Annotated in this window: 29 protein-coding genes; 7 read left to right on the top strand and 22 right to left on the bottom strand. The window is 61.3% G+C overall.

Going from position 1 to position 25,143, the window contains the following annotated elements:
- Positions 1-96: 96 nt before the first annotated feature.
- On the top strand, positions 97-1,002 hold the full coding sequence (locus BCF11_RS19790; RefSeq protein WP_098496261.1) for a LysR family transcriptional regulator: 906 nt from the start codon (positions 97-99) through the stop codon (positions 1,000-1,002).
- 9 nt (positions 1,003-1,011) lie between these two features.
- On the opposite strand, the gene BCF11_RS19795 is transcribed toward BCF11_RS19790, so the two are convergent.
- Positions 1,012-1,455 carry an Lrp/AsnC family transcriptional regulator gene (locus BCF11_RS19795; protein ID WP_098496262.1) on the bottom strand — a complete coding sequence of 148 codons (444 nt, stop codon included), beginning with the start codon at positions 1,453-1,455 and terminating at the stop codon, positions 1,012-1,014.
- Between the two features lie 132 nt (positions 1,456-1,587).
- Here BCF11_RS19795 and BCF11_RS19800 point away from each other — a divergent pair, with 132 nt between their 5' ends.
- A complete protein-coding gene (locus tag BCF11_RS19800) occupies positions 1,588-2,493 on the top strand; it encodes a DMT family transporter (RefSeq protein ID WP_098496263.1) in 906 nt (301 codons plus the stop codon).
- Positions 2,494-2,514: 21 nt separating this feature from the next.
- Here the strand turns inward: BCF11_RS19800 and BCF11_RS19805 are convergent, their stop codons facing one another.
- Complete coding sequence (locus tag BCF11_RS19805; RefSeq protein ID WP_098496264.1) at positions 2,515-3,381, bottom strand: LysR family transcriptional regulator; 867 nt, start codon at positions 3,379-3,381, stop codon at positions 2,515-2,517.
- A 94-nt stretch (positions 3,382-3,475) separates the two neighbouring features.
- Here BCF11_RS19805 and BCF11_RS19810 point away from each other — a divergent pair, with 94 nt between their 5' ends.
- The 4 genes from BCF11_RS19810 to BCF11_RS19825 all read left to right on the top strand — a co-directional run bounded on the left by BCF11_RS19810 (position 3,476) and on the right by BCF11_RS19825 (position 7,051).
- The gene (locus tag BCF11_RS19810; RefSeq protein WP_098496265.1) at positions 3,476-4,408 is read left to right on the top strand and encodes an NADP-dependent oxidoreductase; all 933 of its coding nucleotides are present in this window, start codon (positions 3,476-3,478) and stop codon (positions 4,406-4,408) included.
- 163 nt (positions 4,409-4,571) lie between these two features.
- Positions 4,572-5,144, top strand: a complete 573-nt coding sequence (locus BCF11_RS19815; protein WP_098496266.1) for a TetR/AcrR family transcriptional regulator — start codon at positions 4,572-4,574, stop codon at positions 5,142-5,144.
- 81 nt (positions 5,145-5,225) lie between these two features.
- A complete protein-coding gene (locus BCF11_RS19820; protein WP_098497595.1) occupies positions 5,226-6,095 on the top strand; it encodes an oxidoreductase in 870 nt (289 codons plus the stop codon).
- A complete protein-coding gene (locus BCF11_RS19825; protein WP_233212551.1) occupies positions 6,095-7,051 on the top strand; it encodes an SDR family oxidoreductase in 957 nt (318 codons plus the stop codon). Before BCF11_RS19820 ends, BCF11_RS19825 begins: the two co-directional genes overlap by 1 nt.
- A 45-nt stretch (positions 7,052-7,096) precedes the next feature.
- Here the strand turns inward: BCF11_RS19825 and BCF11_RS19830 are convergent, their stop codons facing one another.
- The 4 genes from BCF11_RS19830 to BCF11_RS19845 all read right to left on the bottom strand — a co-directional run bounded on the left by BCF11_RS19830 (position 7,097) and on the right by BCF11_RS19845 (position 10,200).
- Complete coding sequence (locus BCF11_RS19830; protein ID WP_098496267.1) at positions 7,097-7,972, bottom strand: DMT family transporter; 876 nt, start codon at positions 7,970-7,972, stop codon at positions 7,097-7,099.
- On the bottom strand, positions 7,965-8,780 hold the full coding sequence (locus BCF11_RS19835; protein WP_098496268.1) for a DUF2182 domain-containing protein: 816 nt from the start codon (positions 8,778-8,780) through the stop codon (positions 7,965-7,967). Before BCF11_RS19835 ends, BCF11_RS19830 begins: the two co-directional genes overlap by 8 nt.
- Positions 8,777-9,379, bottom strand: coding sequence for a DUF1326 domain-containing protein (locus tag BCF11_RS19840; RefSeq protein ID WP_098496269.1), 603 nt, complete (start codon positions 9,377-9,379; stop codon positions 8,777-8,779). Before BCF11_RS19840 ends, BCF11_RS19835 begins: the two co-directional genes overlap by 4 nt.
- Positions 9,380-9,645: 266 nt before the next feature.
- The gene (locus BCF11_RS19845) at positions 9,646-10,200 is read right to left on the bottom strand and encodes a GNAT family N-acetyltransferase (protein ID WP_098497597.1); all 555 of its coding nucleotides are present in this window, start codon (positions 10,198-10,200) and stop codon (positions 9,646-9,648) included.
- A 332-nt stretch (positions 10,201-10,532) separates the two neighbouring features.
- Between BCF11_RS19845 and BCF11_RS19850 the strand changes: the two genes are divergently transcribed.
- Positions 10,533-11,123 carry an isoprenylcysteine carboxylmethyltransferase family protein gene (locus BCF11_RS19850; RefSeq protein ID WP_233212552.1) on the top strand — a complete coding sequence of 197 codons (591 nt, stop codon included), beginning with the start codon at positions 10,533-10,535 and terminating at the stop codon, positions 11,121-11,123.
- 25 nt (positions 11,124-11,148) lie between these two features.
- Here the strand turns inward: BCF11_RS19850 and BCF11_RS19855 are convergent, their stop codons facing one another.
- The 16 genes from BCF11_RS19855 to urtB form a co-directional block, all read right to left on the bottom strand.
- Complete coding sequence (locus BCF11_RS19855) at positions 11,149-11,517, bottom strand: glutaredoxin domain-containing protein (protein ID WP_098496271.1); 369 nt, start codon at positions 11,515-11,517, stop codon at positions 11,149-11,151.
- Between the two features lie 153 nt (positions 11,518-11,670).
- Complete coding sequence (locus BCF11_RS19860) at positions 11,671-12,345, bottom strand: DUF695 domain-containing protein (protein ID WP_098496272.1); 675 nt, start codon at positions 12,343-12,345, stop codon at positions 11,671-11,673.
- A gap of 13 nt (positions 12,346-12,358) precedes the next feature.
- Positions 12,359-12,937 (bottom strand): hypothetical protein, encoded by a 579-nt coding sequence (locus tag BCF11_RS19865; RefSeq protein WP_143751385.1) that lies wholly within the window; start codon positions 12,935-12,937, stop codon positions 12,359-12,361.
- A gap of 186 nt (positions 12,938-13,123) precedes the next feature.
- Positions 13,124-13,996: a pirin family protein gene (locus tag BCF11_RS19875; protein WP_098496275.1), complete on the bottom strand. Its 873-nt coding sequence runs from the start codon at positions 13,994-13,996 to the stop codon at positions 13,124-13,126.
- A 175-nt stretch (positions 13,997-14,171) separates the two neighbouring features.
- Complete coding sequence (locus tag BCF11_RS19880) at positions 14,172-14,774, bottom strand: HupE/UreJ family protein (RefSeq protein ID WP_098496276.1); 603 nt, start codon at positions 14,772-14,774, stop codon at positions 14,172-14,174.
- 58 nt (positions 14,775-14,832) lie between these two features.
- The gene (gene ureG / locus BCF11_RS19885; RefSeq protein WP_098496277.1) at positions 14,833-15,462 is read right to left on the bottom strand and encodes an urease accessory protein UreG; all 630 of its coding nucleotides are present in this window, start codon (positions 15,460-15,462) and stop codon (positions 14,833-14,835) included.
- Between the two features lie 35 nt (positions 15,463-15,497).
- A complete protein-coding gene (locus BCF11_RS19890; RefSeq protein WP_098497598.1) occupies positions 15,498-16,178 on the bottom strand; it encodes an urease accessory protein UreF in 681 nt (226 codons plus the stop codon).
- Positions 16,179-16,203: 25 nt separating this feature from the next.
- Positions 16,204-16,731 carry an urease accessory protein UreE gene (gene ureE, locus BCF11_RS19895; RefSeq protein ID WP_098496278.1) on the bottom strand — a complete coding sequence of 176 codons (528 nt, stop codon included), beginning with the start codon at positions 16,729-16,731 and terminating at the stop codon, positions 16,204-16,206.
- A gap of 33 nt (positions 16,732-16,764) precedes the next feature.
- Positions 16,765-18,468 (bottom strand): urease subunit alpha, encoded by a 1,704-nt coding sequence (gene ureC / locus BCF11_RS19900; protein ID WP_098496279.1) that lies wholly within the window; start codon positions 18,466-18,468, stop codon positions 16,765-16,767.
- Positions 18,465-18,788 carry an urease subunit beta gene (locus BCF11_RS19905; protein WP_098496280.1) on the bottom strand — a complete coding sequence of 108 codons (324 nt, stop codon included), beginning with the start codon at positions 18,786-18,788 and terminating at the stop codon, positions 18,465-18,467. The genes ureC and BCF11_RS19905 overlap by 4 nt, the downstream gene beginning before the upstream one ends.
- A gap of 14 nt (positions 18,789-18,802) precedes the next feature.
- A complete protein-coding gene (locus tag BCF11_RS19910; RefSeq protein ID WP_098496281.1) occupies positions 18,803-19,105 on the bottom strand; it encodes an urease subunit gamma in 303 nt (100 codons plus the stop codon).
- An 87-nt stretch (positions 19,106-19,192) separates the two neighbouring features.
- Positions 19,193-20,080: an urease accessory protein UreD gene (locus tag BCF11_RS19915; RefSeq protein ID WP_098496282.1), complete on the bottom strand. Its 888-nt coding sequence runs from the start codon at positions 20,078-20,080 to the stop codon at positions 19,193-19,195.
- Between the two features lie 6 nt (positions 20,081-20,086).
- Positions 20,087-20,785: an urea ABC transporter ATP-binding subunit UrtE gene (gene urtE, locus BCF11_RS19920; protein ID WP_098496283.1), complete on the bottom strand. Its 699-nt coding sequence runs from the start codon at positions 20,783-20,785 to the stop codon at positions 20,087-20,089.
- Positions 20,786-20,929: 144 nt separating this feature from the next.
- Positions 20,930-21,808: an urea ABC transporter ATP-binding protein UrtD gene (urtD, locus tag BCF11_RS19925; RefSeq protein ID WP_098496284.1), complete on the bottom strand. Its 879-nt coding sequence runs from the start codon at positions 21,806-21,808 to the stop codon at positions 20,930-20,932.
- The gene (gene urtC / locus BCF11_RS19930) at positions 21,805-22,941 is read right to left on the bottom strand and encodes an urea ABC transporter permease subunit UrtC (RefSeq protein ID WP_369827864.1); all 1,137 of its coding nucleotides are present in this window, start codon (positions 22,939-22,941) and stop codon (positions 21,805-21,807) included. Before urtC ends, urtD begins: the two co-directional genes overlap by 4 nt.
- Positions 22,942-22,964: 23 nt before the next feature.
- Positions 22,965-24,569, bottom strand: a complete 1,605-nt coding sequence (gene urtB, locus BCF11_RS19935; protein ID WP_199110948.1) for an urea ABC transporter permease subunit UrtB — start codon at positions 24,567-24,569, stop codon at positions 22,965-22,967.
- Between the last annotated feature and the right edge of the window lie 574 nt (positions 24,570-25,143).

The raw sequence follows: 25,143 nt of genomic DNA on the forward strand, positions 1-25,143 counted from the left end.
TTGTTGATGTAAGAATGATAGAGTAGGAACAATGGTGGCGGTAGAGTGTAAAATTCATCTTCAGTGTTCTATATTGTGAACGATGAGGAGAGCGGAATGCAGGACTTGAACGACCTCTACTACTACGCCCAGGTAGTCGAACACGGCGGTTTCGCGCCGGCCGGGCGCGCGCTCGGCATGCCCAAGTCCAAGCTGAGCCGGCGCGTGGCCTTGCTGGAAGAGCGGCTGGGAGTCAGGCTGCTGCAACGTACCACGCGCCGCTTTTCAGTGACGGAAGTCGGCCAGACTTACTACGAGCACTGCAAGGCGATGCTGGTGGAAGCCGAGTGCGCTCAGGATGCGATCGACGTCACCCGCGCCGAGCCGCGCGGCATTGTCCGCATCAGTTGTCCGGTCACTTTGCTGCAGGCGAATGTCAGCGTCATGCTGGCCGATTTCATGGTCAGCCATCCACGCGTCACGCTGCATCTGGAGGCGACCAATCGCCGCGTCGACTTGGTGGCTGAGGCGATCGATATCGCGATCCGTGTGCGGCCGCCGCCGCTGGCCGACAGCGACCTGGTGCTGCGGGTGCTGGCCGAGCGCAGCCAGTGCCTGGTCGCTAGCCGGCAGCTGTGCGCGGGGCGCGCATTGCCGCGTGCGCCGGCCGATCTGAACGACTGGCCGAGCCTGGCGCTGGGCGCGCCGCAGCAGACCCATGTCTGGAACCTGCTCGGCCCGGAGGGCGCGCAAGCCAGCGTGCATCACACGCCGCGCTTCCTCAGCGGCGACATGATCGCCCTGCGCGATGCGGCGCAGGCCGGGGTCGGCATTGTGCAGCTGCCGAGCATGATGGTGCGCGATCAGCTGGCGGATGGCAGTCTGCTGCGCCTGCTGCCCGCTTGGGCGCCGCGCAAGGACCTCATCCACCTGGTGTTTCCGTCGCGCCGCGGCTTGCTGCCGTCGGTGCGCAGCCTGGTGGATTATCTGGCGCAGCGCTTCGAGGCGCTCAACGACGAATGAGCAGGGCGCTCAGGCCAGTCCGAACGGCGGCGGCCGGCGCTTGATCGGCTGCGCCTTGACGATGGCGGTATTGGTCTCGGCCTTGTCGGCGATGCGGTCGATGATCTGGTCGAGCTGGGCGATGGAACGGACGAACAGGCGGGCGATGAAGCAATCCTCGCCGGTCACCTTGTCGCATTCGCAGAACTCGGGCGTCTGTTCGATCAGCTTCTGCACCATCAACAGCTTGCCTGGCAAGGGCCGGATGCGGACGATGGCTTGCAACTGGTAGCCCAGCGCCTGCGGATCGATATCGATGGTGAAGGCGCGGATGACGCCGCGCTCTTCCAGCCGTTGCAAGCGCTCCGAGACGCTGGGCGAGGAGAGGCCGACTTGCGCCGCCAGATCCTTCAGTGAAATACGGGCGTCGACCTGCAGTATTTCCAGGATGCGCTGGTCTATATTGTTCAGCATTTTCGATTCCTCAGAAAATCATAGATATCGCCTTATATAGTAAGGCATATCGCACAAATATCCTTTCGTCTGGCATGGAAAACCTGTTGCTTAAATGCGATTATCAAGGCCTGACGATTTTCGGGGCGAGGCATGGACAAGAAGGTAAGCGGCACTATCGAAATGACGGCGGCCATGGTGATTTCAGGGACCATAGGCTGGTTTGTCGTAGTCTCCGGCCAGCCGGTACTGGACGTGGTGTTCTGGCGCTGCGTATTCGGGGCGGCGACATTGCTGGCGGTGTGCGCGGCGCTGGGGCTGCTGCGCGGCGCCTTCAACTGGCGCCTGCTGGGCCTGGCGGCGCTCGGCGGCGTGGCGATCGTGCTCAACTGGCTGCTGCTGTTCGGCTCCTACTCGCGCGCGTCGATTGCGATTTCCACCGCGGTGTATAACACCCAGCCCTTCATGCTGGTGGCGCTCGGCGCCGTGTTTTTCTCGGAACGCCTGACCGTCGCCAAGCTGACCTGGCTGGCGCTGGCCTTTATCGGCATGCTGCTGATCGTGCAGGCCAAGCCGGAAGCTGCCGGCGGCGGCAGCAATTATTTTGCCGGCATCGTGATGGCGCTGGGCGCAGCGTTCTGCTATGCCGTCGCCGCCATCATCACCAAGAAACTGGCTGGCACGGCGCCGCACCTGATCGCCCTGGTCCAGGTCTGCGTCGGCATCCTGATGCTGGCGCCGTTTGCGCATTTGTCGGCGCTGCCGGCCGGCGTCCATGCCTGGAGCATACTGCTCACTGTGGGGGTGGTGCATACCGGGCTGATGTATATCCTGCTGTACGGCGCGATCCAGAAATTGCCGACCCATCTGACCGGTTCGCTGTCCTTCATCTATCCTATCGTCGCCATCCTGGTCGACTACCTGGCTTTCGGCCACCGGCTGCAACTGAGCCAGCTGCTGGGCGCCGCCGCCATCCTGGTCGCCGCCGCCGGCATGAATCTAGGCTGGTCCTTGTGGAAACCGAAGCTGCAGGTCGAGGATGCCGATTCGCTGCGCTGACAGCCGGCTGGCTGCCTGCCGTCAGCTCATGCGGGCATCGGGAAAGCGCTCCAGCAGCAGATCCGAAAACGCCCGCAACCTGCTACTGATATGCCGCCGCGACGGATACAGCAGCCAGATGCCCACTTCGGTATCGGCCAGCGTGCCGATCTCGCGCAGACGGCCATCCTGTATTTCCTGGCGGATCAACGACGGCGGCAGGATGCCGGCGCCGGCGCCGGCCAGCACGGCGTCGCGGATCATGATCGGCGACGACAGCACCAGCATGGTTGCCGTTTCCAGCGTGACTTGGCGGCCGTCCTGCAGCACGTTCAGCTGCGTGTTGCGTGCGCGTTGCGGCAGGCAGACCAGCGGCAGCGGCCGGGCATGTTCGATCTGGCTGGCGCCGCCGCCGACCACCAGCACCTGCCGTTCGCGCACAAAGCAGCGGCCGATATAGTCGGCGTCTTCTTTCGGATTGGCGCGGATGACGGCGTCGTAGCCTTCCGCGATCAGGTCGACAAAACGGTCTTCGCCGACAATCTCCAGCTGCACCTGCGGATAACGCTTGCGATATTCAGCCGCCAGTGCGCCCAAGGTCGAATGCGCCAGCAGCAGCGGCGCGCTGATGCGCAGCGGGCCGCGCGGCTCCTGCTGCGGATGCAGGCGCTCCTGCAGCTGCAGCAGTTCGGCGATCAGGGGAGAAGCGCCTTGCTGCAGCAGCTCGCCTTCCGCCGTCAAACGGAAAGCATGGCTGCTGCGGTCTATCAGGCGCGTGCCGAGCTCGTCTTCCAGCTGCCTGATACGGCGCGACAGGCTGGCTTTGGGAATGCCGGCCTGGCGGCTGGCGGCGCCGAAACCGCCGTGGCGGGCGACCAGTACGAATTCACGCAAGGCATTGAGGTCCATGATGTTCCATATTTGAGACGGTATATGTCATTTTACAGTCTATCGGATCTCTTGTGAGACGGCTACGCTAGAGACTCAACAACTGGAGAAAATCATGAAACAAATCAATAAAGCAGTACGCATCCACAGTTACGGCGGTCCGGAAGTGCTCAGCCTGGATTTGATCGAGATACCCCGGCCGGCGCCAGGCAAGGTAGTGGTGCGGGTGCATGCGGCCGGCGTCAACGCCATCGATCGCAAGATCAGGGAAGGCGTCTTGAAGGATTATTTCAAGCTGCCGTTTCCTGTGACGCTGGGGGCGGAGCTGGCCGGTACGGTGCATGCCGTCGGCGCCAATATGGATAATTTTGCCGCCGGCATGCGGGTGTTCGGCTTCATGCCTACCCTGGGTGCGTTTGCCGATTATGTCGAGATCGATGCGGGTTTGCTGACGGCGACGCCGGATGGCTTGCCTGACACAACTGCCGCCTCCTTGCCGGTGCCCGGCCTCACCGCATGGCAAGCTCTGTTCGAGACTGGCAAGCTGCAAGCCGGCCAGACCGTCTTGATCCAGGGCGCCGCCGGCGGAGTCGGCAGCATGGCGGTGCAGTTGGCCAAGCGTGCCGGCGCCCGCGTGATCGGTACCGCATCGGCGCGTAATCTTGCGTATGTTGCTGCGCTGGGCGCCGACCTGGTCATCGATTACCGCGCTCCGCAGCCGTTCGCCAATCTGACCGACAGCGTCGATCTGGTGCTGGACCTGGTCGGTGGCGATGCCTTGGACTTGCTGTGGCCAACCTTGCGCGCCGACGGTGTGCTGGTGTCGACCGCCGCCCCCGAGCTGGCCGGCCGCACGCCGGCCAAGCGCACGGGCGTGTGGTTTCAGATGCGGCCTGATCCGCAACGGCTGGCGGAAATTACCGCGCTGCTGCTGCGCGGGGAAGTCAGGGCCGAGGTGGCGGGCCTGTTCCAGCTGGATAGCGTGCGTGAGGCGATTGACTACGGACATTCCGGCCGTGGCCGGGGCAAAGCCGTGGTTGAGTTCTGATATTGCACGAGGATGCAGCGTGCGCGGTGGCAAGGGCATTTTCTTCAAGGCCGGCAGTCTGCCGGCCGATCCTGTCTGGTTCGACCAAATCCCGTTGCGCGGCGCTTGCAAATTTTTCCGGCATCTTATATGATTGAGTAAGCACTCAATTAATGGAGCAGATGTGGCAAGGCCTCTCAGTGAAGAAAAACGCAACGCCATCTTGGCCGCCGCCGCGGAAGTGACGGCGGAACAAGGCGTCAGCGGCCCGGTCGCGAAAATCGCCAAGCAGGCCGGCGTCGCCGAGGGCACCGTGTTCACCTATTTCGCTGACAAGAATGTCTTGCTGAATGAGCTGTATCTGTGGATCAAGGCCGACCTGGCAAGCGTCATGACCAGCGGGCTGCCATCCGCCAAAAGCTTGAAAGTACGTTGTCGCCATGTGTGGGACCGCTATATTGAATGGGGCGCCGGCCGGCCCTTGCAGCGCAAGGCAATGAGCCAGCTGACCGTGTCGGACCGCATCACAGCGGCCAGCAAGCAGCAGGGCGGGGCGGCGTTTCGCGAAGTCAGCGCGATGCTGGATGAAATCGTCGCCGCCGGCGGCTCAGCTGGCCAGTCGGCGCCATTTGTCGCCGCCATCATGGAATCGCTGGCGGAGACTGCCTTGTCCTTTATCGCGCGTGAACCGGCAGCGCTTGAGCAGTATAAGCAAGCCGGTTTTGAGGCTTTCTGGGGTGCTGTTTCAAAAAAATAAGCCGTTTTATTTTATTGTTTAGTTGAGTGTGTAGGCACTCATTTTAATCTGTCTTTATGGAGCTTGAATATGAATACCGCAATGTCTAAAGTTTGGTTAATTACCGGCAGCGCCCGCGGACTTGGGCGGCACATTGCCGAAGCAGCGCTGGCCGCCGGCCACAGGCTGGTTGCCACCGCGCGCGACACCAGCCGCTTGGCCGATCTGCAGGCACGCTATGGCGAGCAGATGCGCGTCGCCGCGCTGGACGTGACCGACGCCAAGGCGGCACAGGCCGCGGTGCAGCTCGCGCTCAGCGCATTCGGCCGGCTCGATGTGCTCGTCAATAACGCCGGCTTCGGCCACATCGCGCCGTTCGAACAGACTGCCGACGAGGATTTCCGTGCCCAGATCGATGCCAATTTCTATGGCGTGGTGAATCTCACCCACGCCGCCTTGCCCACCATGCGCGAGCAGCGCAGCGGCCATATCATCAATATCTCTTCGGTGGGCGGCCGCACCGGCACCCCCGGGCTGAGCGCCTATCAGTCGGCCAAATGGGCGGTGGGCGGCTTCACCGAAGTGCTGGCGCAGGAAGTCACGCCGCTCGGCATCAAGGTGGTCTCGCTGGAGCCGGGCGGCATGCGCACTGGCTGGGGCGATATCGCCGGCAGCCGTTTGCCTGAACTGCTGGCGGACTACCAGCCGACGGTCGGCCGGCTGGCCGAGATGCTGGCGGCCTATGTCGGCAAGGCCGCCGGCGATCCGGTCAAGGTAGCGCAAGTGGTGCTGGGCATCGCCGACCACGATAGTCCACCGGCGCATCTGCTGCTTGGCAGCGATGCCTTGCATTATTTCGAGAGCGCCGAGGCGGTCCGCACCAACGCCGCTGCTGCCTGGCGTACAGTGAGTCTTTCCACCGATGTCGACGGCCACGATCCGGTGCCGGCATTTCCACTTGGCGAGGTGTGATGATGAGCAGCTGGAGCACGCAGGATATTCCGCCGCAAGCCGGGCGCAGGGTGTTGATCACCGGTGCCACTGGCGGCCTTGGTTATGAAACCGCATTGGCGCTAGCGCAGGCCGGCGCCGACGTGCTGCTGACCGGGCGCAACCCGGCCAAGGGAGAGGCTGCGCTGGCCGCCATCCGCGCCAGCGTCCCGACAGCGCAGATCCGCTACGCCAATCTCGATCTCGCCAGCCTGGCCTCGGTGCAAGCGTTCGCCGAGCGCCTCAGCGGCGAAACGGATGGCCTCGACCTGCTGGTAAACAACGCCGGCGTGATGATGCCGCCGAGCCGCCACCAGACCGTGGACGGTTTTGAACTCCAGCTTGGCACCAACTACCTCAGCCATTTCGCTCTCACCGGGCGCCTGCTGCCCTTGCTGCGCAAGGGGCGGCAGACGCGGGTGGTGAATCTCAGCAGCGCCGCCCACCGCATCCAGGCGGCGATCCACTTCGACGATCTGCAGTGGCAGAAAAAATACCAGCCCTGGCCGGCCTACGCCCAGTCCAAGCTGGCCATGCTGATGTTTGCGTTCGAGCTGGAGCGGCGCAGCAAGGCTGGCGGCTGGGGTCTGATGAGCAATGCCGCCCATCCCGGCTACGCCCGGACCGGACTGCAGAGCGCCGGGCCTGGCCTGGGACGCAGCAGTCCTTCGCTGCTGGAACGCATCGGCAAGCTGCTTGAACCGATGGCGTCGCAGTCGGCTGCCGCCGGCGCTCTGCCGACCTTGTTCGCCGCGACTTCGCCGCAGGCGCAGCCTGCCGGCTATTACGGACCGCGGGGATTCATGGAAATGAAGGGGGAGGTCGGCGACGCCAGGGTAGGGCAAGCCGCGCGCGATGCCGCCGTCGGCGTGCGCCTGTGGGAAATGTCGGAAAAATTGACTGGAGTAGTGTGGCCGACCGGCGTGCAAGCGGCATGAACAATCGGCATGATCGGACACGCGGTACCAGCTGCACGATGGCCGCTAGCGGCGCGGCTTCTTCTGCCTGCTGGCCAGCACCAGCGCAATGCCGCCAAGGATTGCCGCGGAGGCGGCCGCCAGGCGCGGCGTGATTGCTTCCGACAGGAACGCCACGCCGCCGAATGCGGCGATGAGCGGCACCGACAGCTGTACCGTGGCGGCTCGCATGGCGGAAAGCCTGCTCAGCGCGGCATACCAGATGACATAGCCGAGGCCGGACGTGAGTGCGCCGGAGGCAATCGCCAGGACTACTCCGGCCGCATTCGCGTAAGCATTGGCGACGGAGAGCAGGCTCAGCACCAGGGCTAGCGGCGCCGCCCGCGCGAAGTTGCCCGCCGTAGCGGCCAGCGGATCGAGCACGCCGCGGCCGCGCAGCGAGTACACGCCCCACGCCACGCCGGCAACCGCCATCAACGCGGCGCCAAGGAGCGGCGGCGCAGCGACGCCCGGCGACACCAGGTAGACCAGGCCCGCGACAGCCAGCGCCAGGCCTAGCCAGGCGATGGCTCCGAACATCTCGCCTGAACGCAAGCCGACGATGAACATCGTCAATTGCACTGCGCCGAACAGAATCAAGGCGCCGGTACCTGCGGGCAAGCTGAGATACGCAAAGGAGAACAATGCGACATAGGCAAACAGCATGGCTGCGGCGAGCCAGTCGGCATGGCCGGACGAGGGGCGTGCCGTCCTGAAGCGCACGATCGCGGCCAGCGTGATCGCTCCGGAAACCAGCCTGATGCTGGCAAAGCTGGCCGGGTCGATGCCCCCTTGTTGAAGCGCCAGCCGGCACAACAGGGAATTGGCCGCGAAGGCGAGCATCGCCGCCGCAGTGAGGATTATCGTCTGCAAGGCGGGCAGGCCGTTGCGTTCTTCATGCATGGGAAGCCACCAGGACCACAGCCCAGGACAGCAGCGCGATACCGAGCGGCGCGCTGAGGCGCTGGCCCCAGCGCACATTCTTTTCTATCGCCATCACGGCCGCCAGCAGGAGCATCCAGCCGAGGCTGCCGGCGCCGAGCGCGAACATCAACAGCATCAGCGCCCAGCAGCAGCCGACGCAGAACAGGCCGTGCTGCAGGCCAAGCGCAAACGCGTGCCGCGCTTGTGCTTGCCCGCGCCAGTGTTCGATAATGAAGCTTAGGGGCGTGCGGCATTTTTCCAGGCAGCGGTATTTGAGCGAGCTGAACTGAAAGGCGCCGGCCAGCGCAATTGTGGCGGCGCCGATCAGCCAGCCGTGCCAAGCCAACGCCGGTATGTTGGCGAGAGCGAACAGCACTACGCCATGCAGTGCGTGCGCCAGCAGCCCGAATGCGCCCCACACCGTCATATAGCCCAGGCCGAGCAGCATCAGCAGGCGCCCATGGTCCGGACGCCGCGCCGTCAGCCGGTCGAAGGTATTAAACAAGGGCAAGGTGGTCGGCAGCATCATGGCTGTCGTCATGAGTATCCAGGCAGCGGCGTAGAGCGCCATTGGCACGACCACGGCGCCGGCGGGAACGACGCGGCACAGAAACGCCGCCGGTCCCGAGGCGGTCCAGTCGCCGTGCTCAAGATAGCGTCCGTACGGACTGCGCGCCCATGCCCATAGCGACAGCCACGCCAACCCGATCAACGCCGCCAGGACCGGCACGAACACCCGCAGGCGACGGGAGTTGCCGGGCGGTAGCGGGCCTGCCGAAGCGTTCATGCGTCGAAGACGAAGGTGCTCTGCAAGGCGTTGTGGTTCTTGATGTTGAGATCGATGCCGAGGGCCGCGTTCTTGGATCGATAGACCGGGGCCTTGCCGACGAACACCGGCGCTCCCGGCACCGTCGAGAACACGGTATCGGAGAGGGTAGTCTGGCCGCCGGTCGCACCGAGATAGGGCTCGAGTTCGGCGTAGTAGTTGTTGCCGATTGTGAGTTCACCCTTGCCGGCGTTCACGTTGAAGCGTATCGGCGCGCGCTCTACCGACACCACCTCGCCAATCAGTGCGGCGAGCTCGGCCACCGGTCCGCCAGCCTTGCCGGTGTAGACCTTCAGCAGCGCCTCTTCCTGCGCTTTGGAGGCCTGGTCGTCGACGTAGATGGCGGCAGTCCAGTTGCCTAGCAGAATATTGCCGGGCACATGTGCCACGGCCGCGATGGTGTTGCCGCCCACATCGACGCCGTCGACCATTCCCTTGTCTATGCGCCAGGCGACGATAGTGTCGCAGGTGCCGTTGTCAGGATCTTCGCCGATCCAGCAGGGACACAGGACATTGCAATTGCAAACCTCAAGCAGGCGACCTTCCAGGTGATAGCTCATACCAACCTCCGCAGCAGCTGCACGAACACGGGCTTGTCGCCGCAGCTCATAGCGGCAAGGAATAAGTCATTCTAGGTTGCGTGGTGTGGCAATTCAAGCTTGATGACGGCCAGGAAAGCCGCTGTGCGAGGCCGCTTTTTCCTTAATTTAAATTCTACAAACGTAGCCATTTTTACTGATTTGTCTTTTTTGGCAGCAAGCTTGCCTGGCTGCAATCTGAGCTTGGGGCAAACTGCCATGGCAGCATTGAATTCAGGGAAAACAGCTTATGTTTTCGAATTGATGAGAGAGTTGAGCACCATATCTTCCCATTTCCCAGCAATTTTCAAATATGCCTTGGCATAACCCTCGCGCTCGAATCCCAACTTGCCTAGCAATTTCTGGCTTCTCAGATTAGATGGCAAATGATTCGCCATTATGCGATGTAGTCCGAGCTCATCGAATACGTACTGTATCGCCGCCGCCGCGACCTCATGCATCAGTCCTTTGCCTTCGAACTCTTGATGCACTGAATACCCCAGGTAACATCCCTGTAACGGGCCTCTGACGATATTTGTGAAATTGCAGCCGGCGATCATTTTGTTTGACTCGCGTTCAAGCGCGATGAAATTCGCGGCATTGCCATCCAGGTATGCTTGATAAGCCGATTCGCAACGCAGGCGGCAAGAGACAGCAGTATAAAAGCTGCTGTCTCTTGCCGGTTCCCATGGCGCCAGATGGTCCTTGTTTTCCAGGTGGTAGGCGAGTAAAAGGTGCGCCTGTTCGGGATGCAGGATGGTCAGAACAGTTCTTTGGGTTTCAATTATTGGAAACTGGGACATAAGCAGGAATGAGCGGTAGGAAGCTATCGTATGGAATCTGTGAATATGGCAAATCAGTACATGCTGCTTTCGCTTTTGGGTAGACGCGAGACTATAACTTGTATTGTCCCAATTCATTTATAGTCAGCTCATGTAGCGCATGTTATTGGCCAGAATGCAGGGCTTCGATTTCTGTCAAATTCATCTCAGTTTAGCCTACGCTCTGACGCCAGGATTTACGGAACGGATAGGACTATCATTGCGCAATGAATAAGCTAAACATCCGGGCGCTGCGAGCTAGCCTGCTTGGCGCCATGGCCCTGGCGGCCCTGCTTTTTATCCCGGCGGGGACCTTGGACTATTGGCAGGGATGGCTGTTCATGGCGGTCTTCGTAGGTGCGTCCTGCGCCGTCACGGTATATCTCGCAATAAATGATCCGGAACTCCTTGAACGGCGCATGAGCGCGGGGCCGACGGCTGAGAAGGAGCTTACGCAAAAAGTCGTGATGCTGATTGCAATGACGGGATTCATTGCCTTGATTGTTGTTCCCGCCCTCGATCATCGTTTCGGCTGGTCGCCGGCGCCGCCCCATGTGTCGCTGGCGGGAGATGTGCTGATCGGATTCAGCTTCCTGCTGGTGTTCATGGTGTTCAAGGCCAACACCTACGCCGCATCGACGATCCAGATCGCACAAGGGCAGCAGGTCATTTCTAGCGGGCCGTACGCGCTGGTGCGGCATCCGATGTATGCCGGCTCGCTGCCGCTGCTGATCGGCATGCCGCTGGCGCTGGGCTCGTGGCTGGGACTGATCGTGCTGCTGCTGTTCATGCCTGCGCTCATCTGGCGGTTGCTGGATGAGGAAAAATTCTTGCGGAAGAACCTGGCGGGATATGCGGACTATTGCCAAAAAGTCCGCTATCGTCTGCTGCCATATATCTGGTAGCCACCATAACGCACAGGCTCTGAGCTCAGTCGGCAATCATCCGCGCAAATTCGCCGCTATCGATCAGGCTTTGCAAGTCGTTTGCACCGCCCACCAGCACGCCCTTCACGAATATCATCGGGAAAGTCGGCCAGCCGGTCCACATCTTGAGGGCATTGCGGCGCTTCCACTGGCCGAGGTAGCTGCCGTATTCAAGGTATTTATAGGAAGCGGAAATTGCATCTAGCGCTTTGCGTGCCTTGCGCGGAAAAGGGTTTTGCGTCATGCCGACCACCACCACCTTGTTGTTGGCGATGGCTTCCTGTACTTCGTGGACGATGTCGGCATTCTTGTCGGTGATGGTTTGGCGGATGGCGGGGTGGATCTGGGCTTCGTCGAGCACGTTGCGGGTCATGATGGCTTTCCAGGTTGGTATCGCGTTGTTGCTGCAACAGGAGTTGAATCGTCTCACATTATCGGCCGTTTTTGCAGCCGTTTCAGATACCAGTTTGCAGGGACGCAAAAAATGCCGGCGATTTATTCAAGCGTCATTTCCGATCCGTTATTGCTATTTCACCTTCTTTATCAATGTTTCATAGCTTGACCATTGTGGATCGGCGGCGCTATGAATTTCAATGGGAAATGGCGGCTTTCCGGCGAGGGCTTGGTTTATCGCTGCGATAAACTGTTTTTCCGATTTTGCATAGTATGTCCATTCCCTGAGATTGTTCCCGGTCGAAACCAGGACCAGGTTGGCCCTGTCATCGCTTTCTATCACCGGCTGAAGCAGATTTTCCAGGTCATTCATCCTGGCCTGTTCAGCGGTCGATGGCATTCCTCTGTCGGAGGCATATTTCCAGAGCAGGATAATGCGGGCCGGCTTTGCTGCCCGGTCAAAGTTCGGCGCAAACTCGGATATGTATCGGAAAATGATAACCCGGTCATCGCTCCGGTGCTTCGATACCGCGAGCGACCACATCTCGGCGTAAGCATCCGTGATCATCAGCAGCGCCAGCAAGGCGCTGCAAAGGAAGTGGTGCGACTTATTATTGCCCATCATTTTTGGTCGGAATTTAGACAGCAGCGTCCGCAACAAGGGGCACGTGAATCTGGCGATGAACACCATCAAAGCCGCAACCACAAAAACCGTCACGGCCATTTCAAGGTATGGGTTTGACGGTTCGCCGTTTACCAGCTTTTCTGTAAAGCGGGAGAACAGTGGCATCGTTGCTGGATGCGGCATGGCTGCAGCCTGTTCAGTTGAACACGACCTGTACGCTGATCAGGGAATTGTCTCCGCGTTGAGCGGTGCACAGGCGGCCTGTCTCCACCGAATCGATTGAAATCGCTGCCTTTTTCGCTTCATCGGGAGAAAGCGCCGGCATCAATTTTTGCATCGCCTCAATTTTTTCCGGCGCTACTTCTGTCGGCGCCTCGATTTGCGGCACGCAGGTCAGGCTTATTTTCTCGCCTTGCTGTGTAGCGACAATACCTTTGGTAGTCTCGTCATCAATACCTTTGAGAACGGATTTCCCGTCTATCTTCAGCACGTAAACATCGTGTGCAAAATTCCCCTGTGAGACGCAGAGCTCGATTTTTTGCGATGTTTCGCCAAGCTGGCGGACAGTTGATTCGCATACGGATTTTCCTGCCGCTGCGACAATTTTCAGAGAAGTCTCTTCCGCACCGAAGGCGGCTGCTGCCAGAAATGAGCTCGTTAATATGATTGCCATTATCTTCGCTGAACGCTGCATAAATATTCCTGATGTGATGGGGACGAAAATCAAGCTGCCGGATGGCGCACGGTATCCATGCACTTTTTTCATGGAAGGCATGGGTCGCGAGAGCTGTAGACATTACGTCATTGCAAGACTCTGTCTATTGTCGCTGCAGTATTGCATTTTTGCAATTGGCGAACGGGAGCGGAGGGCTCTGCTCATTATTATTCTCGATAATGGTAAATAGGTAAAATTAACTTTAATTAAAATATTAATAGCCAATTGCTACTGTCATGCCTGCTCTCAGGCTTCCGGCAGTGGAATCCATTCAGGATCGCCCGGCACCGGGTCGAAACGCTGCTCGCGCCAGTTCTGCTTGGCGGTCTCGATCAGTTCAGGTCTGCTGGCGACGAAATTCCACCAGATCGAGCGCGGGCCGTCGATGGGCTCGCCGCCCAGCAGCATGACCTGGGCCGCTTCGCCGGCAACGATGTTTACCGCTACGCCCGGCTGCAATACCGCCAGCACGCCCAGTTCCAGCGCTTCGCCGTCAAGGGTGACGCTGCCGCTGGCGACATATACGGCTTGCTGCGGATATTCTGGCGCCAGCGTGAATTGCGCGCCGGCGCTCATTTCAGCGGCCACGTACAAGGTCGGCGAACTGATCTTGACCGGGGCCTCATGGCCGAAGGCGCGGCCGGCGATCACGCGCAGCTGGTAGCCTTCGCCCTGGATCAAGGGCAGGCTGGCGGCCGGGTGATGGGCAAAGGCCGGCGCGCATTCTTCATCGGCCAGCGGCAGCGCCACCCAGGTCTGGATGCCGTGCAGGCGCCAGCCGTCAGCGCGTTGCGCGTCTGGCGTGCGTTCGGTATGGACGATGCCGCGGCCGGCGGTCATCCAGTTGACGTCGCCGGGAATGATTTCCTGGTCGTTGCCGAGGCTGTCGCGATGGCGGATTGCACCTTCGAACAGATAGGTGACGGTGGCCAGGCCGATATGCGGATGCGGCCGCACGTCTATGCCCTGGCCGCTGGCGAATGTGACCGGCCCCATGTGGTCGAAAAACAGGAACGGGCCGACGCTCTGGTGGTGGCCGGCAGGCAGCACGCGGCGCACCACCAGTTCGCCGAGGTCGCGGGCGCGTCCCGGAATGCGGTAGGCAATCGATGAAGTCATGATGTATCCAGTCTGAATAGGCGAAATCGGCAGATGAGACCTTAGTATATTTGCATGTGCCCGGCGGCGGACAAAAAAAAGGCCAGCTTGTCTCGCAATCGATTGCGGAGCAAGCTGAGCCTCATTCTAATCTTGGTGATCGCCGCATGCTGCCAGCGTCGCACGATCCTGCTTTTTAGAGCACCCCGCTCAGCAGGTAGCCGCCGACCGCTGCAATGGCAATGCCGCCCACGCGCACCGCCTGCGCCGCCATCTTCTGGCCGGCGACCAGGCCGATCGCCAGGCCGGACAGATGCAGTAGGGCGGTGGCGGCGACAAAGCCGGCGCCGTACCAGAGCGCCGATGCGCCATGCGGCAATTCGCTGCCGTGGGCATAGCCATGGAACAAGGCGAATACCGACACCACGGCGGCGCTGGCCCACACCGGCATGCGGACGGCGAAGGCAATCAGCAGGCCGAGCACGGCGACCGAAGCAGCGATGCCGGTTTCCACGCCCGACAGCGTCACGCCGGCCAACGCCAGCAAGGCGCCTGCCACCATCATCAGAGGAAACGTCAGCGGCAATACCCACAGCGCGGAGCGCTTGTTTTGCGCAGCCCACAGGCCGACTGCCAGCATCGCCAGCAAATGGTCGAGGCCGCTGAACGGATGGGCGAAGCCGTCGTTGAAGCCGAAGGCGTCGGGATGGCCGGGATGGGCCAGGGCAGAGCTGACGCCAAGTACGGCAACGGCTAAGGCGCTGAGGCGGCCGCAGGTTCTGGCTGAAAAATGGGACATGGCTGGCTCCTGTGAGGAAGTAAGAAAGTTGATCTGTACGAACGCTTATTTGGGTTGCTTATTTAGGTTGATCAAGCAGCCCTTGCCTGCGGATGAAAGCGATCACTTGCTCGACGCCGTCGCCGCTGCGCAGGTTGGTGAAAATGAAGGGCCGCTCGCCGCGCATTCTTTTGGCGTCGTGCGCCATCACGTCCAGATTGGCGCCGACATAGGGCGCGAGGTCGGTCTTGTTGATGATCAGCAGATCGGAGCGGGTAATGCCGGGGCCGCCCTTGCGCGGGATTTTTTCGCCGCCGGCGACGTCGATCACGTAGATGGTCAGGTCCGACAGCTCCGGACTGAAGGTGGCGGCCAGGTTGTCGCCGCCGGATTCCAGCAGGATCAGGTCCAGGTTGGGGAAGTCAGCGCTCATGCGCGCGATCGCTTCCAGGTTGATCGAGGCGTCTTCGCGGATGGCGGTGTGCGGGCAGCCGCCGGTCTCCACTCCCATCAGGCGTTCCGCCGGCAGCGCATCGGCGCGCAGCAGGATTTCCATGTCTTCCTTGGTGTAGATGTCGTTGGTGATGACCGCCATGTCGTAGTGGTCGCGCATGCCCTTGCACAGCATTTCGCACAGCGCGGTCTTGCCGGAACCGACCGGGCCGCCGATGCCGACGCGCAGAGGATTGGAGGTGGAGGAAGTGCTCATTTTGAGAATCGCTTAAAAATAGTGAATGTTTGGTTTCAGGATCGATACAGGCGGCTGTATTGTTCTTCATGCTGCATCGACAGCAGCGACAGGCCGGGCGCCCAGTTGCATAATTCGTGATCGGCCAGCCGCTGCGCGCGCTCTGCGGCCAACTGCAGTTCCGCCTGCAAGGACAGCAGCAGGCGCTGGCCGGCGACCTGGCCAAGCGGGATGGTCTTGACGCATACCAGCACCTGGTTTTCCGCCCAGGAAAACAGCATGCCCAGCAAAGCGGCCTGAAGCGGCACCCGCAAGGCTACTGCTGCATAAGCGTAGGCGGTCGGCAGCGGCAGTTCCGGCTGCGCCTGCAGAATGGCCAGCAGAGCGGCGTCGCCGATCTGCAATTCGATCGCAAGCTTGCCCAGCGAATAGCCCATCTGTATGGTTTCGGCGCGGAACTCGGCGCTGTCGCGGGCGGCGATGAAGCGTTCAGTCCAAAGCTGTACGGCGGCGCCGTCGCGCTGCTCAAAGGCCTGCAGCAGACGCCATGTCACGGGTGCTTCAAACAGTGCAACTACTTGCTGCAAATGTTCGCAGATCCAGCCATGCGCCGATGCCGCATCCTTGACCCAGCCTTTGTCGATGGCGCTCTCCAGCCCTTGCGAATAGCTGTACGCGCCTATCGGCAGCGACGGGCTGGCCAGTTGCAGCAGGTGGAGCAGTGCGGTCGGCTGCATATCATGCATTCGCTGGGGCAGGCGCTCAGCTACCGGCGTCATCGCCAGGGCGATGGATTTTCTGGCGTAGCGGCACCGGCGCCAGCAGGCTGTCGTGATGGTGATGATGGCTGCCACTGCCGTGTCCATAAGCGCCAGACTCCGGCTCGAAGGCCGCCAGTTCTTCGGTCACCTTGGCCTGCAAGCCTTCCAGCATTTCCCTCAGCACAGGGTCCTTGCGTATGCGCAGGAAGCCGTCGCCGACGTGTGCCTGCGTGTGGCGGTTGCCCAGGTGGAAAGCGCAGCGCAGCAGGTCATGCGGATTCTGGCATTCGATGCGATAAGTGGTCTCGGCAGCCGCCAGCACCTTGACCACGCGCTGCCTGCCGCTGTCGTCCGCGCCCTTGATCAGGTCGCCATGGCGCAGCACCGTGCCGCGCACGGTGAACACGCCGACTTCCTCGCCGCTGCTGAGGACGGCGCGCAGGCGGCTCTTTTCACGCAGGTCGTAGGGCAGGATCAGTTCGCCTTCGATTAGGTCGGCGTGTTCTACTTTGGTGTTGAGGATTAACATCTTGTGCCGTGAATGTAGGAATAAAAATCGGAATCAGAACAGGAAATAACGCTGCGCCATCGGCAGCACGCTGGCAGGTTCGCACACCAGCAGCTCGCCGTCGGCCCGCACTTCATAGGTTTCCGGATTGACTTCCATGTGCGGCGTGGCGCTGTTGTGGATCATGTGATGCTTGCGCAGATGGCGCACGTCCTTGATCGCCACTACCGGCTTGTTCAGCTTCAGGCGTTCGCCTATGCCGTCGTCATACGCGGCTTGCGAAACGAAGGTAAGCGAAGTCTTGAGGCCGCCGCCGTAGGCGCCGAACATCATGCGGTAATGCACCGGCTGCGGGGTCGGGATGGAGGCGTTCGGATCGCCCATCTGGGCTGCGGCGATCATGCCGCTCTTCAGGATGGTGGATGGCTTGACGCCGAAGAAAGCCGGCTTCCACAGCACCAGGTCGGCGATCTTGCCGACCTCGATCGATCCCACCACATGCGAGATGCCATGGGTGATGGCGGGATTGATGGTGTACTTGGCGATGTAGCGCTTGACGCGGAAATTGTCGGCCTTGCCGCCGCTGTCCTCGGCCAGCGTGCCGCGCTGGACCTTCATCTTGTGCGCGGTCTGCCAGGTGCGCATGATGACTTCGCCGACCCGTCCCATGGCTTGCGAGTCGGACGACATCATGCTGATGGCGCCGATATCGTGCAGGATGTCTTCGGCGGCGATGGTCTCGCGCCGGATGCGCGATTCGGCGAAGGCCACGTCTTCCGCGATCGCCGCATCCAGGTGATGGCAAACCATCAGCATGTCGAGATGCTCGTCCAGGGTGTTGACGGTAAACGGCCGGGTCGGGTTGGTGGAAGAGGGCAGCACATTGCTGTTGCCGACCGCGGCGATGATGTCCGGCGCATGGCCGCCGCCGGCGCCTTCAGTATGGAAGGTATGGATGGTGCGGTCCTGGAACGCCGCCAGCGTATGCTCCAGGAAACCGCCTTCGTTCAGGGTGTCGCTGTGGATCGCCACCTGCACATCCATGCGGTCGGCCACGCTCAGGCAGTTGTCGATGGCGGCCGGGGTCGAGCCCCAGTCTTCATGCAGCTTGAGGCCGATGGCGCCGGCGCGCACCTGTTCTTCCAGCGGCCCCGGCAGGCTGATGTTGCCCTTGCCGAGGAAACCCAGGTTCATCGGGAAGGCATCGGCGGCCGACAGCATCGCATGCAGATGCCAGGGGCCGGGTGTGCAGGTGGTGGCGGCGGTACCTGCCGCCGGGCCGGTGCCGCCGCCGAGCATGGTGGTGACGCCGCTCATCAGGGCCTCTTCCATCTGCTGCGGGCAGATGAAATGGATGTGCGAATCGATGCCGCCGGCGGTGACGATCTTGCCTTCGCCGGCGATGATCTCGGTGGCGCCGCCGATCACCATGGTGACGTCCGGCTGGATGTCGGGATTGCCGGCCTTGCCGATGGCGGCGATCTTGCCGCCCTTGATGCCGATGTCGGCCTTGACGATGCCCCAGTGGTCGACGATGACGGCGTTGGTGATCACCGTGTCCATGACGTCACGGTGCATGCGCTGCGATTGGCCCATGCCGTCGCGGATCACCTTGCCGCCGCCGAATTTAACTTCTTCGCCGTAGGTGGCATAGTCTTTTTCGATTTCGATGAAGAGTTCGGTATCGGCCAGGCGGATACGGTCGCCGGTGGTCGGCCCGTACATTTCGGCATAGGCGTGTCTCGCAATTTTGCTCATGATTTCACTCGTTTCGTCAATGCACCCATGACCTTGCCGTTGAATCCGTAGACGATGCGGTCGCCCGCCAGATCCACCAGTTCCACCGTACGCTTCTGGCCCGGTTCGAAACGCACCGCGGTGCCGGCGGCGATATTGAGCCGCATGCCATAGGCGTCCTCGCGCTCGAACAGCAAGGCCGGGTTGACTTCGTAAAAATGAAAGTGCGAACCGATCTGGATCGGCCGGTCGCCGCTGTTGGCTACCGTGACAGCGTGCACGCGGCGGCCGACATTGAGTTCGATGTCGCCGGCCTGGATCTGCATTTCTCCTGGGATCATGGGAGTGCTCCAATCTATGGAATCGGGTGATGCACGGTGACTAGCTTGCTGCCGTCGGGGAAGGTGGCTTCGACCTGGATGTCGGGAATCATTTCGGCGATGCCGTCCATGACGTCGGCCCGGGTCAGTATCTTGCTGCCATGGGACATCAGTTCGGCCACGCTCTTGCCGTCGCGCGCGCCTTCCATGATGGCGGCGCTGATCAGGGCGATGGCTTCCGGATAGTTCAGTTTCAGGCCGCGCGCCAAGCGCCGCTCGGCCAGCAGGGCAGCCGTGAAAATCAGCAGCTTGTCCTTTTCTCTTGGCGTCAGATCCATGTTGTTCTTTCTTGTGCGATGACTTTAGTTGATCGTGTTTGCTGCCAGCCGCTGCTGGGTTTTATCACGGGCCGCAGCGCTGGCATATCAAGTGTTCCAGATACGCGGTATATGCGCTGCATGCCCCAATAGTTCTGGACGCAGCATTTGCCAGGCCTGCATCATCCATTGTCTGGCCAGCTCGCTGGAATGTCCCAGGTGACGCAATACCAGCACCGATTTCACCTGGCTGGCGCCGACGCTGGCGCGGCCGTCCGACAACTGTCTGGCGCAGTCGCGCAGTTGCTGCACAAAGCTGCCGGGGAATATCTTGCCGGCCACTATCAGGGTGGCGCACACCGTGCAATCCGCCAATCCCAGCCGGCTCTGCATGGCGGCGCTGCCGCCGCCCAGCGCGCCTTGTTCAAACCATAGTAATTTGCCATCGCGGCGGATGCTGGTCTGCTGCGAGATGCGGCCGCTGTTGAACGATTCGCCCGAGGCGGTGCGGCCGAAGCACAGGATCTCGCCGCCGATATAGCGGGCCTCGCCCTGCAGCTCGACCTGGTGTTCCAGCGCGACTTCGGCACGGTCGAAAAAAATGGTTTCCTGTGGTAGCCATTCCAGCGCGGCTCCGTCGGCAACCTGCAGGCGCACCTGCTGCTGCGAGACTTTGCCGTTGGCCTGGTACCATTTGGCGGCGCCCGGCGTTGTCAGGAAAGCATGGGCGCGCTCGCCGACGCTGGCCTTGATTGTCAGTTCGTCACCGCCGACCACGCCGCCGGGCGGATGGACGATGATGGCGTGGCAGATCGACGGGTGCTCGGGATACAGCGCTTTTTGCACGCGCAAGGGACCGTAATGGGCACGATCCAGCAAGCGCGTGGTGCCCTGATCGTCAGCGAAGGTGAGCGACAGCCAGGCCTGGTTGGAGCTGTTGTGAAATTGTTCAGCCGGCAGCGAGTCCGGCAGCGTCAGAACAGTTAGATTATCCATGCGGCACTATACCGCCAAGTGTCGTTTCACGCTGTCGTCGTCCATGGCTGCCTGGCTGCCGGCAGCCACCACCTCGCCGCGCGACAGCACTACGAAATTGTCCGCCAGGTCGCGCGCGAAATCGAAATACTGCTCACACAGCAGGATGCCGATGTTGCCGCGTTCGCGCAGCAGCCGGATCACGCGGCCGATATCCTTGATGATGGAGGGCTGGATGCCTTCGGTCGGTTCGTCCAGGATGATCAGCTTGGGTTCCGCCAGCAGGGCGCGCGCGATCGCCAGCTGTTGCTGCTGGCCGCCGGAGAGGTCGCCGCCGCGCCGCTGCAGCATTTCCTTCAGCACAGGGAACAGCTCATACACTTCTTCCTTGATCAGCAAGGCTTGCTTGCCGGATTTTGTGGCCATGCCCATCAGCAGGTTTTCTTCCACCGACAGGCGGGCGAATATTTCGCGTCCCTGCGGCACGTAGGCAATCCCCAGCGCGGCGCGCTGGTGCGGCTTCAGGCTGGTGATGTCGCGCCCTTCCAGCATGATCTTGCCGCTGGCGCTGGGCAGCACGCCCATCAGGCATTTCAGCAGGGTGGTCTTGCCGACGCCGTTGCGGCCGAGCAGGGCCAGGCACTTGCCTTTTTCCAGTGACAGCGAAATGCCGCGCAAGGTGTGCGAGGAGCCGTAGTATTGATTCAGTTGGTCGACGTTTAACATGTTTTTTTGAAGCTCTCTCTCAATTCCGTCATTCCCGCGCACGCGGGAATCCATTTTCACTGCCATGTTCACCAACCTGGATTCCCGCGTGCGCGGGAATGACCGGGGCGCGTAGCTGGGGTCGCCAATGACGGCTGGTTCACGCTACCGCCCAAGATAGACTTCGATGACCCGTTCGTCAGCCTGGACTTCCGACATCTTGCCCGCTGCCAGCACCGAGCCTTCGTGCAGCACTGTGACCTTGCCTTCTTGCGCGATCTCGGCGACAAAGCCCATGTCGTGTTCGACCACCATGATCGAATGCTTGCCGCGCAATTCGTTGAGCAGCTCCGCCGTGCGCGCTGTTTCCGCATCGGACATGCCGGCTACCGGTTCGTCCAGCAGCAACAGCTGCGGCTCCTGCATCAGCAGCATGCCGATTTCCAGCCACTGCTTCTGCCCGTGCGATAACAAACCGGCCAGCCGCCGCTCGTTGCCGTTGAGGCGGATCAGACGCAGGCAGGCGTCGATCTTGTCGACCTGTTCCGAGTTCAGGCGCGAAAACAAGGTGGTCTTGACGCGCTTGTCCATCTTCATCGCCAGCTCCAGGTTCTCGAACACGGTGTGCTGCTCGAACACCGTCGGCCGCTGGAACTTGCGGCCGATGCCGGCGTGGGCGATGTCGTACTCGGTCAGCTTGGTCAGGTCGATGCTCTGGCCGAAGAAGGCGGTGCCGGCGCTAGGGCGGGTCTTGCCGGTGATGACATCCATCATGGTGGTCTTGCCAGCGCCGTTGGGGCCGATGATGCAACGCAGCTCGCCGACCGAAATATCCAGGTTGAGATTGTTCAAGGCCTTGAAGCCGTCGAACGACACCGTGATGTTTTCCAGATAGAGAATGGCGCCGTGGGTGGTGTCGACGCCCTCCGGCTTGATGCGCGCATACGAAGTGCCGTAGTCGGCGTGGAGCGTGTTGTCGACATTCTCCGATGGATGCGCCGGGTCGTAGATCGGGCTGATGCGCGGGTTGACAGGCTGATTCATGCCGCCTCCTTGCTGCCGCTGGCTTCAGCCTCAGGCTGACTTGCGGGTTTGCTTTTCAGTTTGTTTTTCAGATGCGCCGCCAATCCCAGGATCCCCTGCGGCATGAACAGCGTCACCAGGATGAAGATCAGACCCAGCGCATACAGCCAGAGGTCAGGGAAGGCGCCGGTGAACCAGCTCTTCAGGCCGTTCACCGAGAAGGCGCCGATGATAGGGCCGAGCAGCGAGCCGCGGCCGCCGACCGCGGCCCAGATCACCATCTCGATCGAATTCGCCGGCGACATCTCGGAAGGGTTGATGATGCCCACCTGCGGTACATACAGGGCGCCGGCAATGCCGCACAATACCGCCGACAAGGTCCAGACAAACAGCTTGAACCACAAGGGGTTGTAGCCGATGAACATCAGGCGCGATTCGGAATCACGCACGGCCTGCAGCACCCGTCCCAGTTTCGAGGTCACGATCCAGCGGCACAGCACTAGCGCGCCGAACAGGAAGGCGAGCGTGATCAGGTACAGCACCGCCTTGGTCGACGGCGCGGTGATGGAGTAGCCGAGGATGCGCTTGAAATCGGTGAAGCCGTTGTTGCCGCCGAAGCCGGTATTGTTGCGGAAGAATAGCAACATGAAGGCGAAGGTCATCGCCTGGGTAATAATCGAAAAATAGACGCCCTTGATGCGCGAGCGGAAGGCGAAGTAACCGAACACGAAGGCTAGCACGCCAGGCACCAGCACCACTAGCGCCATGCAGTACCAGAAGTTGTCGGTCAGCGACCAGAACCACGGATAGGTTTTCCAGTCGAGGAACACCATGAAATCCGGCAGGTTGCTTTGATAGACGCCGTCGCGGCCGATGGCCCGCATCAGGTACATGCCATGGGCATAGCCGCCCAGCGCAAAGAACACGCCGTGGCCGAGCGACAGGATGCCGGTGTAGCCCCACACCAGGTCCAGCGCCAGCGCCGCCATCGCGTAGCACATGAACTTGCCGACCAGCGCCACCGTGTAGCTGGAGATATGCAGCGTGTGTCCGCTGGGGAACGCCAGGTTCAGGATCGGTAGCAGCGCCAAGATCAAACAGCAGACGACGATGCCGATCCAGGCCGGACGCGAGAACAACGGTGTCTGCGTCATGGAGATTTGCATGGATACGGTTTTCATTCGACGCTCCTGCCTTTCAGCGCAAACAGGCCTTGCGGGCGTTTCTGGATGAAGACGATGATGAACACCAGGATCGCGATCTTGGCCAGCACCGCGCCCGCCATCGGCTCCAGGAATTTGTTGACCTCGCCCAGCCCGAAGGCGGCGATCACCGTGCCGGCCAGCTGGCCGACGCCGCCCAGCACCACCACCATGAAGGAGTCGACGATATAGCCTTGGCCAAGGTCGGGGCCGACGTTGCCCAGTTGCGACAGGGCGACGCCGCCGAGGCCGGCGATGCCGCAGCCGAGGCCGAAGGTCATCATGTCGATCTTGCCGGTGGAAACGCCGACGCAGGCCGCCATGCGGCGGTTCTGCATGACCGCGCGGACGAACAGGCCGAGCCGGGTCTTGTTCAAGATCAGCCACACCGCCAGCACCACGAACAGCGCAAAGAAAATGATCACGATGCGGTTATACGACAGCACCAGCGAACCGAGCACCGTGACGCCGCCCGACATCCAGCTAGGATTGGCGACTTCGACGTTCTGGGCGCCGAAGATAGAGCGCACGGTCTGCATCAGGATCAGGCTGATGCCCCAGGTGCAGAGCAGGGTTTCCAGCGGCCGGCCGTACAGCCAGCGCAGCACCAGCCGTTCCAGCACGATGCCGACGGCGGCGGTGACGATGAAGGCGGCCGGCAGGGCGACCAGCAGGTAGCCGTCTAGCGCCGCCGGGAAGTACTGGCGGAACAGCAGCTGGCACATATAGGTGGTGTAGGCGCCTATCATCAGCAGTTCGCCGTGCGCCATGTTGATGATGCCCATCAGGCCGAAGGTGATCGCCAGGCCCAGCGCGGCCAGCAGCAGCACGCTGCCGAGCGATATGCCGTAGAACACCTTGCCGATGAAGTCGACGGTGGCCAGGTGGCGGTCCAGCACGCCGAGGGTGCGCACGGCTTCGATGCGGACCGCGGGGTCGGCTTCGATGTAGCTGCCGTCGGGGTTCTTGTTGAGCAGGTTTTGCAGGGCCGGGCGGATGTTGGCGTTGGTGCTGCCGGCCAGGGTTTGCACTGCGGTTTTGCGGGTGGCGGCGTCGGGCGAGTGCAGGTTGGCGGTGGCGATGACTTGCTGCAGGATGTCCTGGATCTCGGGGTCGCTTTCTTTATGGAGTGCTGTGCTGATCAGCGGTATCTGGGCCGGATCGGCGGTTTTCATGAGGTCGGTGGCGGCGGCGATGCGCAGCTTGCGGTTCGGGGAGAACAGTTTCAGTCCCGAGAGGGCGCCTTCGACCACGCCGCGCAGGCGGTTGTTGACGCTGATGCCGTCGGCGTCATCGGGTGTGGCCAGGGTCTGGCCGGTGGCCGGGTTGAATGCCTTTGTATCGTCGACGATGAGGACGGTGCCGTCGGGCCGGGCGTAGAGGGCGTCGCTGTTGAGGGCGTTGAGGATTTTCAGGGCGTCGTCATTGGCCAGTGCGGCGATCTGGTTGACGGCGGCGATGCGGGCGTCGGGGTCGTCGCCGGCCAGCGGTTTGAGCAGGGCGGGGTCGATCGCGGCATGGGCGAGCAGGCCCTGCATGCAGAGAGCTACGGCGAGAAGAATTTTTCGTGAGATTTTCATCAGTATTTTTATCGCCACCTGAAAAGCAGTTATAGCGTCGCATCAACAGCAGCTTTAGCGCCGCCACAAAAGCAGTTAAATGGGGTCAGAGTTTTTTTTCGCGGCCTTTTGCGAAAATTACTCTGACCCCATTTAACGGGCTACGGAGTAAGTGCGGCTGCATGCGAAGAACGATCTGTGCGTTGCTAAAACGGTAGCTACTCCGTGGATGCTAGCCGGGGGTAGCCCGGCAGCTAGTCACTTTTTCTTGCTTCGCCAAGAAAAAGTAACCAAAAAGAAGGCGACCGCAAAGCCGTTGCCCTCCCTTCGGTCGGGTCCCCAAATCCGACGCGTATCAGCCGGGTGAGGGGCAAAACTCGCCTTCGGCTCAAACATGCCCCTCACAATTCCCGGCTGACACGCGCCGGATTTGGCAACGTCTCAATGCGGGGTACGTCAAAAGCAACGGCAACGGCAACGGCAACGTCAAAAGCAACGTCAAAAGCAACGTCAAAAGCAACGGCAACCCCACGCAGTTAAATGGGGTCAGAGTTTTTTTACGGCAGCCTTATCGCCGTAAATTACTCTGACCCCA

It is taken from the genome of Collimonas sp. PA-H2 (genome assembly GCF_002564105.1).
Lineage (GTDB): Bacteria > Pseudomonadota > Gammaproteobacteria > Burkholderiales > Burkholderiaceae_D > Collimonas.

Bases quoted from the DNA above. Each gene is read 5' to 3' on its own strand.
- BCF11_RS19790 (WP_098496261.1), top strand. From the start codon at position 97: ATGCAGGACTTGAACGACCTCTACTACTACGCCCAGGTAGTCGAACAC.
- BCF11_RS19795 (WP_098496262.1), bottom strand. From the start codon at position 1,455: ATGCTGAACAATATAGACCAGCGCATCCTGGAAATACTGCAGGTCGAC.
- BCF11_RS19800 (WP_098496263.1), top strand. From the start codon at position 1,588: ATGGACAAGAAGGTAAGCGGCACTATCGAAATGACGGCGGCCATGGTG.
- BCF11_RS19805 (WP_098496264.1), bottom strand. From the start codon at position 3,381: ATGGACCTCAATGCCTTGCGTGAATTCGTACTGGTCGCCCGCCACGGC.
- BCF11_RS19810 (WP_098496265.1), top strand. From the start codon at position 3,476: ATGAAACAAATCAATAAAGCAGTACGCATCCACAGTTACGGCGGTCCG.
- BCF11_RS19820 (WP_098497595.1), top strand. From the start codon at position 5,226: ATGTCTAAAGTTTGGTTAATTACCGGCAGCGCCCGCGGACTTGGGCGG.
- BCF11_RS19825 (WP_233212551.1), top strand. From the start codon at position 6,095: ATGATGAGCAGCTGGAGCACGCAGGATATTCCGCCGCAAGCCGGGCGC.
- BCF11_RS19830 (WP_098496267.1), bottom strand. From the start codon at position 7,972: ATGCATGAAGAACGCAACGGCCTGCCCGCCTTGCAGACGATAATCCTC.
- BCF11_RS19835 (WP_098496268.1), bottom strand. From the start codon at position 8,780: ATGAACGCTTCGGCAGGCCCGCTACCGCCCGGCAACTCCCGTCGCCTG.
- BCF11_RS19840 (WP_098496269.1), bottom strand. From the start codon at position 9,379: ATGAGCTATCACCTGGAAGGTCGCCTGCTTGAGGTTTGCAATTGCAAT.
- BCF11_RS19845 (WP_098497597.1), bottom strand. From the start codon at position 10,200: ATGTCCCAGTTTCCAATAATTGAAACCCAAAGAACTGTTCTGACCATC.
- BCF11_RS19855 (WP_098496271.1), bottom strand. From the start codon at position 11,517: ATGACCCGCAACGTGCTCGACGAAGCCCAGATCCACCCCGCCATCCGC.
- BCF11_RS19860 (WP_098496272.1), bottom strand. From the start codon at position 12,345: ATGCCGCATCCAGCAACGATGCCACTGTTCTCCCGCTTTACAGAAAAG.
- BCF11_RS19865 (WP_143751385.1), bottom strand. From the start codon at position 12,937: ATGCCTTCCATGAAAAAAGTGCATGGATACCGTGCGCCATCCGGCAGC.
- BCF11_RS19875 (WP_098496275.1), bottom strand. From the start codon at position 13,996: ATGACTTCATCGATTGCCTACCGCATTCCGGGACGCGCCCGCGACCTC.
- BCF11_RS19880 (WP_098496276.1), bottom strand. From the start codon at position 14,774: ATGTCCCATTTTTCAGCCAGAACCTGCGGCCGCCTCAGCGCCTTAGCC.
- ureG (WP_098496277.1), bottom strand. From the start codon at position 15,462: ATGAGCACTTCCTCCACCTCCAATCCTCTGCGCGTCGGCATCGGCGGC.
- BCF11_RS19890 (WP_098497598.1), bottom strand. From the start codon at position 16,178: ATGCAGCCGACCGCACTGCTCCACCTGCTGCAACTGGCCAGCCCGTCG.
- ureE (WP_098496278.1), bottom strand. From the start codon at position 16,731: ATGTTAATCCTCAACACCAAAGTAGAACACGCCGACCTAATCGAAGGC.
- ureC (WP_098496279.1), bottom strand. From the start codon at position 18,468: ATGAGCAAAATTGCGAGACACGCCTATGCCGAAATGTACGGGCCGACC.
- BCF11_RS19905 (WP_098496280.1), bottom strand. From the start codon at position 18,788: ATGATCCCAGGAGAAATGCAGATCCAGGCCGGCGACATCGAACTCAAT.
- BCF11_RS19910 (WP_098496281.1), bottom strand. From the start codon at position 19,105: ATGGATCTGACGCCAAGAGAAAAGGACAAGCTGCTGATTTTCACGGCT.
- BCF11_RS19915 (WP_098496282.1), bottom strand. From the start codon at position 20,080: ATGGATAATCTAACTGTTCTGACGCTGCCGGACTCGCTGCCGGCTGAA.
- urtE (WP_098496283.1), bottom strand. From the start codon at position 20,785: ATGTTAAACGTCGACCAACTGAATCAATACTACGGCTCCTCGCACACC.
- urtD (WP_098496284.1), bottom strand. From the start codon at position 21,808: ATGAATCAGCCTGTCAACCCGCGCATCAGCCCGATCTACGACCCGGCG.
- urtC (WP_369827864.1), bottom strand. From the start codon at position 22,941: ATGACGCAGACACCGTTGTTCTCGCGTCCGGCCTGGATCGGCATCGTC.
- urtB (WP_199110948.1), bottom strand. From the start codon at position 24,569: ATGAAAATCTCACGAAAAATTCTTCTCGCCGTAGCTCTCTGCATGCAG.